At 27.5% G+C, this 16,273-nt stretch carries 16 protein-coding genes and 1 tRNA gene; 11 read left to right on the top strand and 6 right to left on the bottom strand.

Annotation, left to right across the window (positions count from 1 at the left end; translation table 11 throughout):
• The first annotated feature begins 2 nt into the window (after positions 1–2).
• A complete protein-coding gene (locus ACD570_RS06355) occupies positions 3–809 on the top strand; it encodes a YihY/virulence factor BrkB family protein (protein ID WP_200280289.1) in 807 nt (268 codons plus the stop codon).
• Here the strand turns inward: ACD570_RS06355 and ACD570_RS06350 are convergent.
• From ACD570_RS06350 to ACD570_RS06335, 4 genes are read right to left on the bottom strand one after another with little or no spacing between them, the layout of a single operon-like run.
• A complete protein-coding gene (locus ACD570_RS06350; RefSeq protein WP_337207492.1) occupies positions 753–2,012 on the bottom strand; it encodes a ComEC/Rec2 family competence protein in 1,260 nt (419 codons plus the stop codon). The two genes, ACD570_RS06355 and ACD570_RS06350, sit on opposite strands and share 57 nt — an antisense overlap.
• Positions 2,012–2,569: a DedA family protein gene (locus ACD570_RS06345; protein WP_200282772.1), complete on the bottom strand. Its 558-nt coding sequence runs from the start codon at positions 2,567–2,569 to the stop codon at positions 2,012–2,014. The genes ACD570_RS06350 and ACD570_RS06345 overlap by 1 nt, the downstream gene beginning before the upstream one ends.
• A 9-nt stretch (positions 2,570–2,578) precedes the next feature.
• The gene (gene rny, locus ACD570_RS06340; protein WP_239820481.1) at positions 2,579–4,132 is read right to left on the bottom strand and encodes a ribonuclease Y; all 1,554 of its coding nucleotides are present in this window, start codon (positions 4,130–4,132) and stop codon (positions 2,579–2,581) included.
• Positions 4,065–4,679, bottom strand: a complete 615-nt coding sequence (locus ACD570_RS06335) for a 5-formyltetrahydrofolate cyclo-ligase (RefSeq protein ID WP_200282766.1) — start codon at positions 4,677–4,679, stop codon at positions 4,065–4,067. The genes rny and ACD570_RS06335 overlap by 68 nt, the downstream gene beginning before the upstream one ends.
• An 82-nt stretch (positions 4,680–4,761) precedes the next feature.
• Between ACD570_RS06335 and ACD570_RS06330 the strand changes: the two genes are divergently transcribed.
• The 3 genes from ACD570_RS06330 to radA are packed head-to-tail and all read left to right on the top strand — an operon-like array spanning position 4,762 to position 7,520.
• Positions 4,762–5,313 (top strand): TlpA family protein disulfide reductase, encoded by a 552-nt coding sequence (locus ACD570_RS06330; protein ID WP_200282763.1) that lies wholly within the window; start codon positions 4,762–4,764, stop codon positions 5,311–5,313.
• The gene (gene ftsY, locus ACD570_RS06325) at positions 5,313–6,179 is read left to right on the top strand and encodes a signal recognition particle-docking protein FtsY (RefSeq protein WP_200282760.1); all 867 of its coding nucleotides are present in this window, start codon (positions 5,313–5,315) and stop codon (positions 6,177–6,179) included. Before ACD570_RS06330 ends, ftsY begins: the two co-directional genes overlap by 1 nt.
• On the top strand, positions 6,180–7,520 hold the full coding sequence (gene radA, locus ACD570_RS06320) for a DNA repair protein RadA (protein ID WP_417904241.1): 1,341 nt from the start codon (positions 6,180–6,182) through the stop codon (positions 7,518–7,520). It begins immediately after the preceding gene.
• A gap of 615 nt (positions 7,521–8,135) precedes the next feature.
• Here the strand turns inward: radA and ACD570_RS06315 are convergent.
• Both ACD570_RS06315 and ACD570_RS06310 read right to left on the bottom strand, forming a co-directional pair.
• Positions 8,136–8,212: transfer RNA gene (locus ACD570_RS06315), tRNA-Ile, on the bottom strand.
• A 44-nt stretch (positions 8,213–8,256) separates the two neighbouring features.
• Positions 8,257–9,348: an FtsW/RodA/SpoVE family cell cycle protein gene (locus ACD570_RS06310; protein ID WP_337199430.1), complete on the bottom strand. Its 1,092-nt coding sequence runs from the start codon at positions 9,346–9,348 to the stop codon at positions 8,257–8,259.
• An 80-nt stretch (positions 9,349–9,428) separates the two neighbouring features.
• Here ACD570_RS06310 and ACD570_RS06305 point away from each other — a divergent pair, with 80 nt between their 5' ends.
• From ACD570_RS06305 to pyrH, 7 genes are all read left to right on the top strand, one after another.
• The gene (locus tag ACD570_RS06305) at positions 9,429–10,397 is read left to right on the top strand and encodes an RluA family pseudouridine synthase (RefSeq protein ID WP_417904240.1); all 969 of its coding nucleotides are present in this window, start codon (positions 9,429–9,431) and stop codon (positions 10,395–10,397) included.
• Positions 10,342–11,577 (top strand): ferrous iron transporter A, encoded by a 1,236-nt coding sequence (locus tag ACD570_RS06300; RefSeq protein ID WP_417904239.1) that lies wholly within the window; start codon positions 10,342–10,344, stop codon positions 11,575–11,577. The genes ACD570_RS06305 and ACD570_RS06300 overlap by 56 nt, the downstream gene beginning before the upstream one ends.
• Complete coding sequence (gene trmB / locus ACD570_RS06295; protein ID WP_337207487.1) at positions 11,577–12,764, top strand: tRNA (guanosine(46)-N7)-methyltransferase TrmB; 1,188 nt, start codon at positions 11,577–11,579, stop codon at positions 12,762–12,764. Before ACD570_RS06300 ends, trmB begins: the two co-directional genes overlap by 1 nt.
• 65 nt (positions 12,765–12,829) lie before the next feature.
• A complete protein-coding gene (locus tag ACD570_RS06290) occupies positions 12,830–13,495 on the top strand; it encodes a cell division ATP-binding protein FtsE (protein ID WP_137624383.1) in 666 nt (221 codons plus the stop codon).
• Positions 13,482–14,288 carry an FtsX-like permease family protein gene (locus tag ACD570_RS06285; protein ID WP_337202122.1) on the top strand — a complete coding sequence of 269 codons (807 nt, stop codon included), beginning with the start codon at positions 13,482–13,484 and terminating at the stop codon, positions 14,286–14,288. The genes ACD570_RS06290 and ACD570_RS06285 overlap by 14 nt, the downstream gene beginning before the upstream one ends.
• A complete protein-coding gene (locus ACD570_RS06280) occupies positions 14,285–15,493 on the top strand; it encodes a murein hydrolase activator EnvC family protein (protein WP_200282742.1) in 1,209 nt (402 codons plus the stop codon). Before ACD570_RS06285 ends, ACD570_RS06280 begins: the two co-directional genes overlap by 4 nt.
• 49 nt (positions 15,494–15,542) lie before the next feature.
• Entirely contained in the window at positions 15,543–16,262 is a 720-nt protein-coding gene (gene pyrH, locus ACD570_RS06275; RefSeq protein WP_200282740.1) for a UMP kinase, read from the top strand.
• Positions 16,263–16,273: the final 11 nt, after the last annotated feature.

Below are 16,273 nucleotides of genomic sequence, written 5' to 3'. Positions count from 1 at the left end.
TTTTGAAAAGATTTTTTAATATTTTACTTAGTATTCGTGATAAAGAAATTTTAAATTATGCTGCTGCTCTTAGTTTTTATACCATACTTTCTTTAATACCAATTTTATTTATATGTTTTTCTGTTTTTACTCAAATTTCAAGTTTTAAAATATATTATGAAAAAGCTAAACGTGTTATTTTTGCTTTTTTAATCCCTGCTCAGCAAGATATAGTAGCTACTTATTTGGATACTTTTTTAAAAAATAGTGTTAATTTAGGTATAGTAGGTCTTATAGCAATGACTTTTACTTCTTTAGCCTTCTTTTCCGGTTATGATTTTGTTATTAATCGTATAACTAAAAGCGAACCAAAAGGAATTTGGCAAAGTATTAGTTCTTATTGGACTTTATTAACTCTCATTCCTTTAGGGCTTGGACTTAGTTTTTATATTTCTGGTTTTATTCAGCAAACTTTGGACAATTATAAAATAGGATTTAATTTTTTTGAAATTTTACCTTTTGTAATTGTTTGGGGTTTATTTTTTATATCTTATTCAAGTTCTGTTCATAAAAGTTCTTTGAAAAGTTTATTTATTGTATCTTTTAGTGCGAGTGCTATTTGGTATATTGGAAAGAATTTATTTGTTTATTATGTGGTTTATAATAAAACTTATGCAAGTGTTTATGGATCATTTTCTACTATACTTTTTTTCTTTATTTGGATTTATATTTCTTGGATTATTTATCTTTTTGGACTTAAGATTTATTTCTTTTTAAATCATAATGATAATGAAGGGAAGAAGATTAGAAAAAATACAAAAAAGAGCTAATAATTTAAAACGAATCGATAAAAGCGAAGCTATAATATAGCTTATAAAGATCCAAAGTGGAATTTGAACATTGCTTGCATACAATTTAAAATCAAAAAATTCTTTTAATACAGCATCAAATATATTACCAAAGTTAATAAAATGTAAAACTAGAGTCAAAGGATAAAATATTACAAAAATAGCACTTAAAAATATAGATAGAAATTGTTGAAAGCTAATTAATGGAAAAAAATAAATAACAGGTAAAGTCATAGCAAGGAAAGTCCATATATTTAAGAAAAGCACATTGAAAAAAGTATTAAAAGATTTTGAAAAATGGTGTAAATATAAAAAAATATAAAAAACTCCCATAATAGAAAATAAGAATCCTATGCTAAATAAAAGTTTAGGAAAGCAACAAATGCAAATAAAAACGCTTGTAAAAAGTGTAATAAAATTAAGAACTTTAATATTTTTACAAATAAGATAAAATCCAAAAATGGCCATAACTAGAGAACGTATATAAGAAGGAACAAGGCCAATAAGACAAGTGTATAAAAAAAGTAAAATAAAAATTAAAATACTTAAATCAAAGCGCAAATTTCTATAGGGAAAATATTTTTTTTGAAAAAAGCTATAAATTGGAGCTATAATAAAAAATATTAAACTAAAAATAAGACCAATATGATATCCACTAATGGCTATTAAATGAGCAATTCCATAATGATTGACATCATTTCTTAGATCTTTAGATATAGGCAATGCAAAAAATAACGCACCATAAAATTCACGAATTTTTTCATTTTTATGTTGATTTAAAAAATAAGAAATAACAGCATTATTCTCTTTTATTCCTAATTTTTCAAGATCGTAACTAGGTGCATAAAAAATTTGGCTAAGATAATCTTTAAAATTGATATTTTTGGTAATGATTTTTAAATTTAAAAGTTGGTTATTGCTTAAATTTAAATCTTTAAAGCTTGTTGTATAAAAAATAAAATCTTTTGTTTGTATTTTTAAAATCCAATATTTTTTATTCTTTTTATTATATTTTATATAATTTTGCAAGAGAATAGCATTTTCTATAAAATAGTGTTTATTTTTTTTAAACAATGAAAAATTATAGTATTGTAAAATTATATTAAAAATAAAAATGATGATTCCAAATAAAAATATATAGCGAAATTCTTTAAAATTATTAAAAAAAGAATTTCGACAAAGCATTATTTTTTAGAAAATTTAGTCAAATAAAACCAAATAATTCCAACTAATATCAGTAAAAAAAGAGGAGCAATATAAGGATATTCCCCTAATTGGGTAAAGATTTTTTCAATAATATGGCCAAAAATATAAGCTGCTAAACCTAAGATAATCGACCAGATTAAACTCGCAAAAGCGTTAATGAGTGAAAATTTTACAAAATTGTATTTTGCTATCCCAGCTGCTATAGGTATGAAAGTTTTTAATCCGTAAATAAATTTTTGTACGATAAGTAAAATAATACCATATTGTTTAATTTTCATTGTTGCTAATGCGAGTTTTCGTCGATGATTTTTAAAATAGGGCATTATATCTTTTTTATAATATTTTCCAAGTATAAATAATAAAGTAGATCCTAAGGTATTTCCAAAAAAAGCTAAAAAAATACATAAGCTAATTTCCATTTTTCCTTGAGAACAAAGTATTCCAGCGGCTAAAATTCCAACCATACCACCGCCTAAAGAATAAAAAAATAGGACTATATAACCATATTGAATTAAGGTATTAACCATATCTTGCATTATAAGTCCTTATCTAGCATATTCTATAGATCTTAATTCCCGTATAACATTAACTTTAATTTCTCCAGGATATTGCATTTTTTCTTGAATTTCATTAGCAATTTCTTTGGCTAATAGAACACTTTCATCATCATTAATTAATCTCGCATTAGCAATGACGCGAATTTCTCTACCTGCATTAATAGCATAAGCATTTTTAATTCCTTCTTTGCTTTTAGCAATATCTTCTAATTCTGTTACTCTTTTTAAGAAAGCTTCTAAAACTTCTCGTCTTGCACCTGGTCTTGCTGCGCTTAAAGTATCAGCAGCGCATACAGCAGCAGCTTCAATACTTGTTGCTTCTTCATGTCCATGATGAGCATAAATAGCATTAATTACAGCAGGGTGTTCTTGATAACGTTTGCAAAGTTCACCACCTAAATCAACATGTGAGCCTTCATAATCATGTGTTAAAGCCTTTCCAATATCATGTAAAATTCCAGCTCTTCTAGCTAAATTTTCATCACCCCCGCATTCAGCTGCAATGATTCCTGCTAGATGAGCTACTTCTAAAGAATGTGCCAAGGCATTTTGTCCATAACTTGCACGATATTTGAGTTTGCCAATTAATTTAACAATTTCTGGATGAACCTTACTTAGACCCAAATCCATAACTATAGTTTGACCTTCTTCTAAAATAGCGTTATCAAATTCTTGACATACCTTATCATAAACCTCTTCTATGCGCGCAGGTTGAATTCTTCCATCTTGGACAAGCAATTCTATTACCTTTGTTGCAATTGCACGACGATAAAGATTAAAACAACTTACTATAATGGCTCCTGGTGTATCATCGATAATAATATCAACCCCTAAAACCATTTCTAAAGTTTTTACATTGCGTCCTTCTTTGCCTATAATACGCCCTTTTAACTCATCACTTTTAATATTAATCACATTAATAAGTCTTTCAGCGGCGAATTCTCCTGCAAAACGAGAAGTTGCCTGAGCTAGGATATAATTAGCTCTTCGCTTAGCCTCATTTTTAGCTTCTTCTTCGTATTTTCTCACTATATGTGCGATTTGACTCCTTGAGGTTTCTTCAACTTTTTTTAAAATAATTTCACGTGCTTCATCTTGAGTTAATCCAGCAGAGCATTCTAAAATATTAAGTAGATTATGAAGTTTTGATTCATATTGAGCTTTTACTTTTTCAGCATCTAAATACAAATCTTGAATTTGTCTTTTAGTATGAGTGAGTTTTTCTTCATTTTCTTTGTTTTTTTCTTCTTGAATTTGAAGTTTTTGTTCTTTTTTGGATAACTCATCAAATTTATGATTATAATCTCTTTGAATTTTGTGAATTTTATCTTCATATTTTTTCTTTGCCTCAAGTTCTGCATTAAGTATAGAATTTTTAGCATCTTTAAGAGTAAGCTCAGCTTCGTGTTCTATAGCTCTTGCCCTTGCTTTAGCTTGCTCAACAAAAATTTCATATTTAGCATCGTTGATTTTTTTAACAATTAGGTATCCTATTGCGATGCCTATTATAGCGGATACAAATGCGATTATTAACTCTATCATTTTTGTTTTCTTTCCTATAATATTTTCTATAAGGATTGATATAAAATTCACCCATAATATCATGATTTTGAGTGATTTTTTTCTCACTCAAAGCATGAATACTTTGAGTAAAAATTATATTAGGTTTATAATGTAAATTTGCAAAAAATCTATCATAAAAACCTTGCCCATGTCCTATTCTTTTTAAATTCTTATCTATTCCAATAACTGGGACAATAGCTAGATCAATTTTAGTCTCTAAAAAGGAATTCATAGGCTCTAATATTCCAAACCTTTTTTTAATAAAAGGTAGCCTTAATTTTACAATTTTTAAACTTTTATCTTGCATAAACGGAACAAAAAGTATACATTTTTTACTGAGTAAATGACGAAATTTAACCAAATTAGGCTCATAGGCTAAAGGAATAAAAATAAGAATTTTCTTTGCTTTTAATTTTTTAATAATATAAAAGCATTCTTTAAATATTTGAAAATCTTGTTTAAAATGTAAATTTGGATATTTTTTTAATTTAGTTTTTTGTAAAGCTCTAAAATGGATTTTTTGCATCACATGCCTTTTTAAAAACTTATTATCTTAGTTGTGTTATAATTTTACCATTTTTTAAATGAGAATAAGGAAATAATAGACTATGAAAAAAATATTTTTATTAACTTTGATAATTTGTTTTTTTATAGCTTGTAGCAATGATAAACAAGGAAATAAAGATGAAAATACAAGTTCAAATATAGAGGCAAGTTTAGAACAAGGAGAAGATTTAAATTTTGATATTCATCTTATCAATGGGACTTCGATTTTAGTTGAAAAAAATAATAAAAAAATTACTTTTGATACTGATAAAGCGACTTTATTTGTTTTTTTTACCACTTGGTGCACTCCTTGTCTTGCAGAAATTCCTTCTTTAAATAATCTTCAAAATAAATATAAAGATGAAGTTAATATTATAGGTGTTTTATTAGAAGATAAAGGTGATGAAGATATTAAAGCCTTTAAAGATAAACATAAGATTATATATGAAATAGCTAATGGAGAAAATAATTATCTCTTGGCAAAATCATTAGGCGGTGTTAATGGAATTCCTACTATGTTTTTATATGATAAATATTCTAAATTAGTTAATGAGTATTTAGGTCTTATTCCTCAAGAGATGCTAGAAATTGATATTCAAAAGGCTATATTCTAATGTTTGATTTTATAAAGAAAGGACTTACAAAAACTCTTGAAGGGATTATTGGTGTTAAGGGTAATAATAAGAAGATAACTAAAGAATTACTTGAGGAAATTTTATTAGAATCTGATGTAAGCTATGAAATTGTCGAGGAAATTATTTATTACTTGCCGCCTAGTAATGACGTTAAAAAAGAAGATTTAAAACGTGTTATGAGTTCTTATTTTCTTTACGATAAGCCTGAAATTTTAGATTCTAAACCTTTTGTAGAATTGATTTTAGGGGTTAATGGAGCAGGAAAAACAACAACTATTGCTAAACTTGCCTATCTTTATAAAAATAGACAAAAAAAAATAATATTAGGCGCTTGTGATACTTTTAGGGCAGGCGCCATTGAACAATTGCGTCTTTGGTCTGAAAAAATTGGGGTAGATATTGTACTTACAAGTCAAGGACACGATCCTTCAGCAGTTGCATTTGATACAATTAGTAAAGCAAAGGCTAAAAATTTTGATCAGGTTATTATAGATACTGCTGGTCGTTTGCAAAATCAAAAAAATTTAGCTAATGAACTTGAAAAGATTGTGAGAATTTCAAATAAAGCTTTAGAGGGAGCTCCACATAGAAAAATTTTAGTTCTTGATGGTACTCAAGGCAATGCAGGAATTTTACAAGCTAAGGCTTTTAATGAAATTATTAAACTTGATGGAGTGATTATTACTAAATTGGATGGTACAGCTAAGGGTGGATCACTTTTAGGTATAGCAAGAGAGCTTGAACTTCCTATTTTATATATAGGAGTGGGCGAAAAAATGGAAGATTTGATTGAATTTAATCCGGATAATTTTTTAGATATTTTATTAGAGGGCGTTTTTGAGTAAATGGCCAAAAATAAAGCGCTTTTTGAATGTCAAGCTTGCGGAAATCAACAAAGTAAATGGTTAGGGAAATGTCCAGAATGTGGATCTTGGGATAGTTTTGTAGAATTAAAATCAGAACAAATTCAAGTTTTAAGAGAAATTGCTAAAACAAGTTCAAAATCTAGTGAAGCTGTGTGTATTGAAGATGTGGAGCTTGAATATTTTTCAAGATCAAGCACAGGAGATGACGAGCTCGATTTGGTTTTGGGTGGAGGATTGGTTGAGGGTTCTTTAATTCTTATTGGTGGAAGTCCTGGTGTAGGTAAATCAACTCTTTTATTAAAAATTGCTTCAAATTTAGCCAAAAGAGGTAAAAAAGTTCTTTATGTTAGCGGAGAAGAAAGTAAGGCGCAAATTAAATTAAGAGCAGATAGACTTGAAGCAAATACATCTGATTTATTTTTATTAACTGAATTATGCCTTGAAAATATTTTAGAGGAATTACATAAAAAAGATTATGAAATTTTAATTATTGATTCCATACAAACTTTATATTCTAATAAAATTTCTTCCGCAGCCGGAAGTATTACTCAAGTACGCGAGATTACTTTCGAGCTTATGAGGGTAAGCAAAGCTTTTAATATAAGCACTTTTATTATAGGACATATTACCAAAGAAGGAGCTATAGCAGGTCCTAGGGTGTTAGAGCATATGGTAGATGTGGTTCTTTATTTTGAAGGAGATGCAACAAAAGAAATTAGACTTTTAAGAGGTTTTAAAAATCGTTTTGGTGGGACAAGCGAAGTAGGAATTTTTGAAATGACTCCTAAAGGTTTAATAAGTACTAAAAATTTAGCTAATCGTTTTTTTACTCGAGGAAAGGCTATTTCAGGAAGTGCCTTAGGTGTAGTGATGGAGGGTTCTCGTGCTTTGGTTTTAGAGGTGCAAGCTTTGGTTTGCGAAAGCGCTTATCCAAAACGTAGTGCTACAGGTTATGAAAAAAACCGTCTTGATATGCTTTTAGCATTACTTGAAAGAAAACTTGAAATTCCATTAGGGCATTATGATGTATTTGTGAATATTAGCGGTGGAGTTAAAGTGAATGAAACTGCAGCTGATTTGGCTGTAGTAGCGGCTATAATTTCAAGTTTTAAAAACCGTCCTTTAAGTAAAGATAGTGTTTTTATTGGAGAGCTTAGTTTAAATGGTGAAATTAGAGAGGTTTTTAGTCTTGATATTCGTTTAAAAGAAGCCAAAATGCAAAAATTTAAAAATGCTATTATTCCTTCAAAGCCTATTGAAGATGTGGGTTTAAAATGTTTTGTGGCTAAAGAACTTAGTCAAGTTTTAGAATGGATGTGAGATATTTCATTGATATAAAAGAATAGATTTTTGCAAAAGCTTAAAAATATAGCTACTACTAATATAAAGAAGTTTTTGTAGATAAAAATCATAATAGTATTAAAGAAAAGTCAATATAAATGAAGAGGTAGAATGATTTTTTAGTGAAAGAGCTTCGGGACATTTTATAAAAGCATCTTTTTGTTTAGTTTTTAAATTTAGGTTAACAAATTTTAAAATATAAGTAAAGTAAAATAATCTCATTTATTAAGTAATATTTTAGATCTAAATAAAAATATAGAGCTAATTATGAGATATGATATTTATAATATAAGATTTGTACTTAATGATAAAGCAGATTATACAGTATATTTAAAAGTTTTAAATGAAATTAAGAAAGAATGGAGATTTTAAGACACATGAAATATAGAATTAGATAATCTAATAATAGTTCTAAAGCACATGATTTATAGTAAAATTAATAGTTTTTAATTCTTAGCGATGAAAGGAAAATGATATAGAATTTGGTTTAATTTATTTTTTTATCTTAAAAAAATCTTAAAAAATAAAAATCTGAATCATTTATTTTAAGCTTTCGTAATATTTAAAAAAAGAATTTAAAATTTTAATTTGAAGTGGTGGATTTAGCAGGACTCGAACCTGCGACCAACCGGTTATGAGCCGGTTGCTCTAACCAACTGAGCTATAAATCCATTTTAAAAGCGAGAATTATAACTTATTTTTGCTTAAAAATATTTTATTTATCTATCCAAAAATATCTGAATGTAATAAGATGTTGCAGTATTCCAAAAAAAATCATAAAAATAGTAAAAGAGCTTCCGCCATAACTAAAAAAAGGTAAGGGAATTCCAACAACCGGGGCAAAACCTATAGTCATGGAAATATTTACTGCAACATAAATAAAAATAAACAAGGCGACGCAATTAACCACTACTCGGGTAAAATAATCATTTTTAAGCTTATTGTTAAGACTTAAAAGATGAAAAATAAGTAAAACATATAATAAGATCAAAACTAATCCACCTAAAAATCCAAATCTTTCTACTAAATAGGCAAAAATAAAATCACTTGTAGATATAGGTAAAAAATTAAAATGTGTTTGAGTAGCTTCATCTTCTGATTTGCCAGTAAGCCCCCCATTACCTATGGCTATCATTGATTGGGCAACTTGATAACTTGGTTTTTCTGCTATAAAATCATGAATTCTTTGTTTTTGGTAAGGTTTTAAAAAATGTGTATAGATTATAGGTGAGCTAATACCTATAATTATAATAATACTTAACCAAATTTTGTAATGAACTCCTATAATAAAAAGCACTCCAAAGCCAACAATTAATAGTACAGTTGCGCTTCCTAAATCTGGTTCTTTTGCTATCAATAAAAAAGGTAAAATAATAAAAAAACTAATTTTTAAAAATTCTTTGAGTCTGTAGCCATTATGTGGTGGTGGATTTTGATAAATTAAATAGGCAAGCATTAGAATAAAACTTGGTTTAAAAATTTCTGAAGGTTGTATTGTAAATTGTGTAAAAGGAATCTCTAGCCATCTTTTTGCCCCTAATTTTTCAACTCCAAAAATATCAACACTTAAAAGTAAAAAAATATTTATAAAATAGGCTATAGGAATAAGCCAAATTAGCTTTCGAATAGGAATAAAGAAAAAAATAAAAAAAGCAAGTGTGCCAACACAAGTATAAACGAATTGTTTTTCTGCTAGTAAAGCATGGGCCTCAAAAATTAAAAAAAAGGAAAGAAGTATAATAGGTGTGAATAATATAGGCTGCATATAATCAAAATGTGTTAATATTCTTCTATCCAGTATAAACAAAATTTGCCTTTTTAAATTATAATATTAAAATGAGAATTATAAGATAAGATTTTAAATTTAATGAGATAATTTTAGGAAAAATGCAAACTTTTTTAGTGGATGAAAATTTAAGATTGGATATTTTTTTAGCAAAAATATTAAAACAAAGTCGTAAACAAGTGGCATTGCTTATAGAAAAAAAATGCGTTAAAGTTAATGATAAAATTCAAAATAAAAATTCATTTAAATTAAAAATTGGTGATGAAATTTCTGTAGAATTTCCTCCTTTAGAATGTAAAGAAAAATCGTCTTTTGATATTAATTTTGATATAGAAATTTTGTATGAAGATGATGATTTACTTATCTTAAATAAACCTCCAAATTTAGTAGTGCATGGAGCAAATAGCGTTAAAAGTTTGACTTTAGTAGACTGGTTGCTTGCAAAAAATTATACTTTATCTAATTTGGGTGGAGAAATTCGAGCAGGACTTGTTCATAGGCTAGATAAAGATACAAGTGGCGCTATACTTATAGCTAAAAACAATTTTACACATCAAAAACTCAGCGAACAATTAAGCGATAAAACAATGGGAAGAATTTATTTAGCATTAATTGATTTGTCACTAAAAGAAGATAAAATTATAATCGAAAAATCTTTGGCTAGATCTCAAACAAATGCTATCAAAAAAATAGCAGTAAGTGATAAGACCAAAGGGAGTAAATATGCTAAAAGTGCTTTTATTAATTTGATGAGCAATGGGGATATTAATTTAATAGCAGCTAAACTTTTTACAGGTAGAACACATCAAATAAGAGCACATTTAGCAAGCATAAATCGTCATATTTTAGGTGATAAACTGTATGGTTATAGAGGAAAATATGAAGGTAGGGTGATGCTTCATGCTTATTTTTTATATTTTACTCATCCTAAAAAAAAGAAAACTATTTTTATTAAAGCTCCTTTAATGGGAGATTTTAAAGAAATTTTAAAGAATAAATTTATTTTAGGAGAGATTGATGAAAAAATTTCACTTGAGTCTTTGCTTAAGCATTTTAATTCTTTTATTTAACGCTTGTAGTGTTTCACAGGTTTCAAATACTGAATCTAGTAAAGAAGTATTGATTAATGAAAGTTTACCTAAGATGGATAATATTAAAACTCTTAGCGATATGAGTAATATAGCTTTTGAATGGGAACCTTTGTATGATGATAATATACAAGGTTTTTATTTATATCGTTGTAGTGATGAAGATCCTCAATTTAAGCTCATAGCAACTATCAAAGACAAATTTCAAACTCATTATGTAGATACCAATCTTAAGCCTAATACAAAATATTATTATAAAATGAGAAGTTTTGATAATCAAGGACATCCTTCAGAAGATGGAAAAATTTTTGAAGTAAGCACTATGCCAAGACTTGAGGCTATTCCTTATGTTCAAGCTATAACTAATTTACCAAATCGTATTAAATTAATTTGGCGTCCTCATCCTGATTTGAGGGTAAATTCTTATATTATTGAAAGATCAAAAAGCAATGAAGACAATTTTAAAAAAATAGCCGAGGTTCAAAATCGTTTAAGTGCAGAGTACATAGATAAAGATCTAAAACCAAATGAAAATTTTAATTATCAAATTATTGCTGTAAGTTTTGATAGAATTAAAAGCGAACCAAGTCAAGTATTGAATTCCACAAGTAAAGCTTTGCCACCAGAGGTGCAGAATTTAAATGCTAGTTCAGATGCTTCTAATAAAATAATTTTAACATGGGATGCGCCTAATTATAAAGATTTTTCTTATTATAAAGTTTATTCTACAAGTTCAAGTTTTCTTCCTTATACTCTTATTGCTAAAACAGATAAAAATTCTTATGAAGATTTGGTTGAGGGTTCAGATAAGACTAAATATTATAAAGTAACTATGGTTGATGTAGATGGATTAGAAGGTCCTATGCCAAAAAATGGAGTTGAAGGAAAAACTTTAGGCATTCCTTCTTCGCCAAGTATTATTTTAGCTCAAAGTACACCAGAAGGAATTAATCTTGAATGGGTTGATGGGGATTCTAGGGCTGTAGAATATGAAGTTAGGCGTTATGGTGGAGAGCAAAATGCTATTTTTAAAGGTATTAAAGAGAAAAAATTAAAAGATATCAAGGCCTTGCCAGGGGTAGAATATAGCTATGAAGTTATTGCAATTGATTCTGCTGGATTGCGCTCAGAACCTTCAAAAAGAGTTAAGGCGGCGCAGTAGTGCCAAATTTTAAAGTTAAAAAAATTAAAGAATTGATTTTACCTTTTAAAAAAGATGAGGTAGAATTAGAGTGGATGGCTGAAAATAATAATGTTATTTTAATATATACTAAAGTAAATGAAGAAAGTTTCTTTTTGCAAATTAAAAAAGAAGAAAATTATTTTATTATTAAGGGTGATAAGCATACTAAACCTTCTAAAATAGCTTATTTGCAAAAATCTTTACAAGTTTTTAAGGACTATTTTTGCAATAGTGAAGATATTGTTAGTGAGGCTTTTGCATTTAAACATAATGCGTTAATTGAAAAAACTTCTTTAATTGCGTTTGACTTTGATCAGCTATTATCAAAGATTAAAGGAAGAATTTATATTGAGATAGGTTTTGGATCAGGTAGACATTTACTTTATCAAGCTCAAAATAATCCAGATGTTTTAATAATAGGGGTTGAAATTTATAATCCAGCTATTACTCAAGTGGCTAAATTAGCTAAGAGTCAAAATTTAAGTAATATTATATTAATACAAAGTGATGCTAGGCTTTTGCTTAGCGTACTTGAGTCAAATTCTGTGGAAAAAATTTTTTTACATTTTCCAGTCCCTTGGGATAAAAAACCACATAGACGAGTTATTGCAAAAAATTTTTGTTTAGAATGCGCTAGAGTTTTAGGAAAAAATGGGAGATTTGAACTTAGAACGGATAGCTATGAATATTTTGATTTTACGCTCAAACAATTTTTAAATTTCAACACTCCAAAATTTAGCCTTAAAAAAAATGAAAAACTTGAAATTTCTAGTAAATATGAGGATAGATGGAAAAGACAAAATAAAGATATTTTTGATCTTTGGGTATGGAATTTAGATAGAGTTTGTAGTGAATCAAACTTAGATGATTTTAATTTTTCTGATATTACATTTGATACAAACGATTTAATTTTTTTGGAGAAAAATTTTAAAAATTTCACCCTAAAAGGAGATGATTATTTTTTACATTTTGAAAATTTGTATCAAGCAAAGCGAGGCTTGATTTTTAAAATAGCTTTTGGTGCTTTTAACAAACCTGAACATTGTTATATTTGTGTAAATAATAAAATAGAATTTTTATTTAAAAAGCCTTTTAAGATTAAAGAGAATTTAAAGGCAATGGAAAAATTAAAAAAGGTGCTTAAATTTCATTTTGATATTGCTTGATTTTCTTGAAATTTAAGCAAAAACAAAGCATAATTAAAAAATTTGAAAATTGAAGAGGAATAAAAATGCCCAATTTAATTCAAGCAAATAAACTTTCTTTAGGCTATGATGAATTGGTTATTAAAGAAGCGAGTTTTACTTTTAAGGATGATGATTTTGTTTTTATTACAGGAAAAAGTGGAAGTGGAAAAAGTACACTTTTAAAATCTTTTTATGGAGATTTAGAACTTCTTTCAGGACAACTTCAAGTTTGTGGTTCTTCGATGAAAAAAATTGGAAATTTGGATCTTTTAAAATTACGCCAGAGAATAGGTATTATTTTTCAAGATTATAGACTTATACAAGAATATACAGTTGAAAAAAATGTTATGCTTCCTTTAATGATTAAAGGATATAGTAAAAAAGTTTGTCAAGATCAAGCAAATAAACTTTTAAAACATGTTAATTTAACTTTTAAAGCTGACAAATTGCCCAATCAATTAAGTGGGGGTGAACAACAACGCGTAGCTATGGCTAGAGCTTTAGCACACAATCCTAAACTTTTATTGTGCGATGAGCCTACGGGAAATTTGGATGAATATTCTTCGGATATTATTTGGACACTTTTAAAATCAGCTAGAGAACTTTTAGGAACTTGTGTAGTTGTAGTTACTCATAGAATACCAGTTAATTTGAGATTAAATTATCGTCGGTTTAACATAGAGAATGGAACAATGAATGAAATTTTTTAGAACGCATTTATCTTTAATTTTACCTTTGCTTTTTATGATGTTTGCATTTGAATTTATTTTGCTTACCAATTCAACTCTAAAATACTATGAAGAATTAGCAAATAAAGATTATAACATTATAGTTGTAAGCTCTAATGAGCTTGATAAAAATATTATTAAAACCAAAATTTCCTCTTTTTCTAGTTTGGAAATTTTAGATCCAAAAAATTTAATTGAACGTTTAAAAAATGATATTTCAGATAAAAATTTAAAAGCATTAAAAAATTCTTTGCCTAAATTTTATAGCATAAAACTAAATCATTTACCTACTCAAAATGAACTTGATGTGATTAAAAATCAACTTTTAAGTATTTCAGGTATTACTAAGATTGAAACTTTTGCCAAAACGCATGATAAGGTTTATTCCTTACTCGTTTTAATGAAATTTGTATTTTGGTTATTTTTAATTATTATTATTGTTCTTTCTTTTGTTTTATTTTTAAAACAGATGAGAATTTGGCTTTTTGAACATACAGAACGCGTAGAAATTATGTGTCTTTTTGGAGCACCATTTTGGTTTAGATCTTTTATGCTTTATAAGATTGTATTTATGGATTGTTTGATCGCTTTTGTTATTTTATTAATATTTTTTACTCAAATTTATGATCTTGAAATTATTCAAAATCATTTAAAAGCTGTGGATATTATATTGCCTCCAATTAATTTTGTTTTACAGCTTAGTCTGATTTTCTTAGCTACTTTATTTGTATGTTTATTATTTGTAAATTCTGTGATGTTTAGGGTTAAAAAATGATAAAAAAGATTTTTTTTATCATTTTGTTTCTTTTTTTAGCTTATGCGCAAATTTATGCAAATGCTTTAAATGAGAAAGCAAAAAATTTAGAAGAAAATAAACGCATACAACAGCAATTAAATAAAAAACTTGAAGATTTAGCAAGCGATATATTAAATGGAGAAAAAACCCTAAAAGATTTAAGTTTTCAAATTCAAACGCTTAATTCTCAAACTGCAAAACTCGAAGAAAGCGCAAAAGCCCAATATAAAGAGCTTAATTTGCTGACAACTCAAAATGGTGATCTTTTAAAAAGTAGAGCGAGTATGGAGGGAAAATTAATTGCTTTAATGGCAAAAGATTTTGCTTATGATTTACCCATACCTCAAGGTTATGTTGAAGGTAAAGAAAGTTTTATAGCTTTTGAAATTTTAGGAAAATTAGATAAAGTTTTAAGTAATGAGATTTTTAAACTTTCTAAAGATTATGAAGATGTTAGCAAATTAATTGATGATAAACAAGCACAAATTCAAAAAATTAATGATAATTTAAAAGTTTATAATGCACAAATTGTCAAACTTCAAGATTTAAGAAAAAAGCAAGTTGATGAAATTAATAGACAAAAAACAGATCGTGCGATTTATGTTAAAAAACTTGAAGATTTACAAGCTCAACAAGATGAATTAAGAAAAACTCTCGATCAATTAAGAATAATACAAAGAAAGCAAGCAGAAAAAGAACAAGAAAAATCATCGATTGACAATTCAAAAATTGCAAATAATGATCAAAAAATTCGTCAACTTGGTTCAAGTTATCAAGGTGGTGCAATCAAACGCTACACAGGAAAAAAAACGATAGCGCCTTTGGATTCTTTTACTGTTAAGCAAAAATTTGGAAATTATATCGATCCAATCTATAATATTAAAATTTTTAACGAAAGCGTTGTTTTAAAAAGCAAAAAATCTGATGCTGTGGTTAAAAATGTTTTAAACGGTAAAGTGGTTTTTGCAAAAGATACAAGTATGTTGGCACGTGTTGTTATTGTAGAGCATGATGATGGAATTCATACGATTTATGCACATCTTGATAAAATAGCTCCAAATATTAAAGTAGGAAAAAATATTAAAAAAGGCGCCATAGTGGGTAGAATTAAAAATGATTTAACTTTTGAGGTTACTCAAAAAAATTTTCATATCAATCCTTTAGAATTAATCAGCCTAAATTAGCTAATTTTAATTCACTTTAAACTATAATTTCACGGATTAAGGAGAGATTATGCAGGATAAAAAAAGAGTTTTAGTAAAATTTTCAGGCGAAGCTTTAGCTGGAGAGAATGGCTTTGGAATTGAAAATTCTATCTTAAAATTTATCGCCAATGAGATTAAAGAATTAGTAAAAAATGATATAGAAGTAGGTATAGTAATAGGTGGTGGAAATATTATTAGAGGTGTTTCTGTAGCTAAAGGAGGACTCATTAAGCGTACTAGTGGAGATCATATGGGTATGCTTGCTACTGTGATCAATGCTATTGCAATTCAAGAAGCTCTTGAGAGTTCTGGACTTGATGTTAGGGTTCAAAGTGCAATACAAATGGAAGCATTTTGTGAAACTTATATTATGAGAAGAGCTCATAGACATTTAGAAAAAGGTCGAGTAGTTATTTTTGCTGCTGGAACTGGAAATCCTTATTTTACAACAGATACTACGGCTATTTTAAGAGCTGTGGAAATTAATGCACATATGGTTATAAAAGCAACAAAAGTTAATGGTGTTTATGATAAAGATCCAAATAAATTTAATGATGCAGTATTTTTGCAAACTTTAACTTATGATGAAGCTATGCAGGATAATATTAAAGTTATGGATGATACAGCTATTGCTCTAGCTAAAGATAATTCTTTACCAATAGTAGTTTGCAATATGTTTGAAGAAGGCAATTTGTTAAAAATTATACAGGGTGATACAAGTCTTTGTTCCATAGTTAAAAATCAATAAAAGGAGAAAAT

This window comes from Campylobacter sp. LH-2024 (assembly GCF_048270605.1).
Lineage (GTDB): Bacteria > Campylobacterota > Campylobacteria > Campylobacterales > Campylobacteraceae > Campylobacter_D > Campylobacter_D molothri.
Note: the sequence above shows the minus strand (reverse complement) of the source record. Positions and strands in the feature narration are given on the sequence as shown.

Excerpts from the sequence above, each read along its gene's own strand:
- ACD570_RS06345 (WP_200282772.1), bottom strand. The coding sequence starts at position 2,569 with ATGCAAGATATGGTTAATACCTTAATTCAATATGGTTATATAGTCCTA.
- ACD570_RS06285 (WP_337202122.1), top strand. The coding sequence starts at position 13,482 with ATGAAATTTTTTAGAACGCATTTATCTTTAATTTTACCTTTGCTTTTT.
- ACD570_RS06350 (WP_337207492.1), bottom strand. The coding sequence starts at position 2,012 with ATGCTTTGTCGAAATTCTTTTTTTAATAATTTTAAAGAATTTCGCTAT.
- ACD570_RS06335 (WP_200282766.1), bottom strand. The coding sequence starts at position 4,679 with ATGCAAAAAATCCATTTTAGAGCTTTACAAAAAACTAAATTAAAAAAA.
- radA (WP_417904241.1), top strand. The coding sequence starts at position 6,180 with ATGGCCAAAAATAAAGCGCTTTTTGAATGTCAAGCTTGCGGAAATCAA.
- ftsY (WP_200282760.1), top strand. The coding sequence starts at position 5,313 with ATGTTTGATTTTATAAAGAAAGGACTTACAAAAACTCTTGAAGGGATT.
- ACD570_RS06280 (WP_200282742.1), top strand. The coding sequence starts at position 14,285 with ATGATAAAAAAGATTTTTTTTATCATTTTGTTTCTTTTTTTAGCTTAT.
- ACD570_RS06305 (WP_417904240.1), top strand. The coding sequence starts at position 9,429 with ATGCAAACTTTTTTAGTGGATGAAAATTTAAGATTGGATATTTTTTTA.
- rny (WP_239820481.1), bottom strand. The coding sequence starts at position 4,132 with ATGATAGAGTTAATAATCGCATTTGTATCCGCTATAATAGGCATCGCA.
- ACD570_RS06290 (WP_137624383.1), top strand. The coding sequence starts at position 12,830 with ATGCCCAATTTAATTCAAGCAAATAAACTTTCTTTAGGCTATGATGAA.
- ACD570_RS06330 (WP_200282763.1), top strand. The coding sequence starts at position 4,762 with ATGAAAAAAATATTTTTATTAACTTTGATAATTTGTTTTTTTATAGCT.
- pyrH (WP_200282740.1), top strand. The coding sequence starts at position 15,543 with ATGCAGGATAAAAAAAGAGTTTTAGTAAAATTTTCAGGCGAAGCTTTA.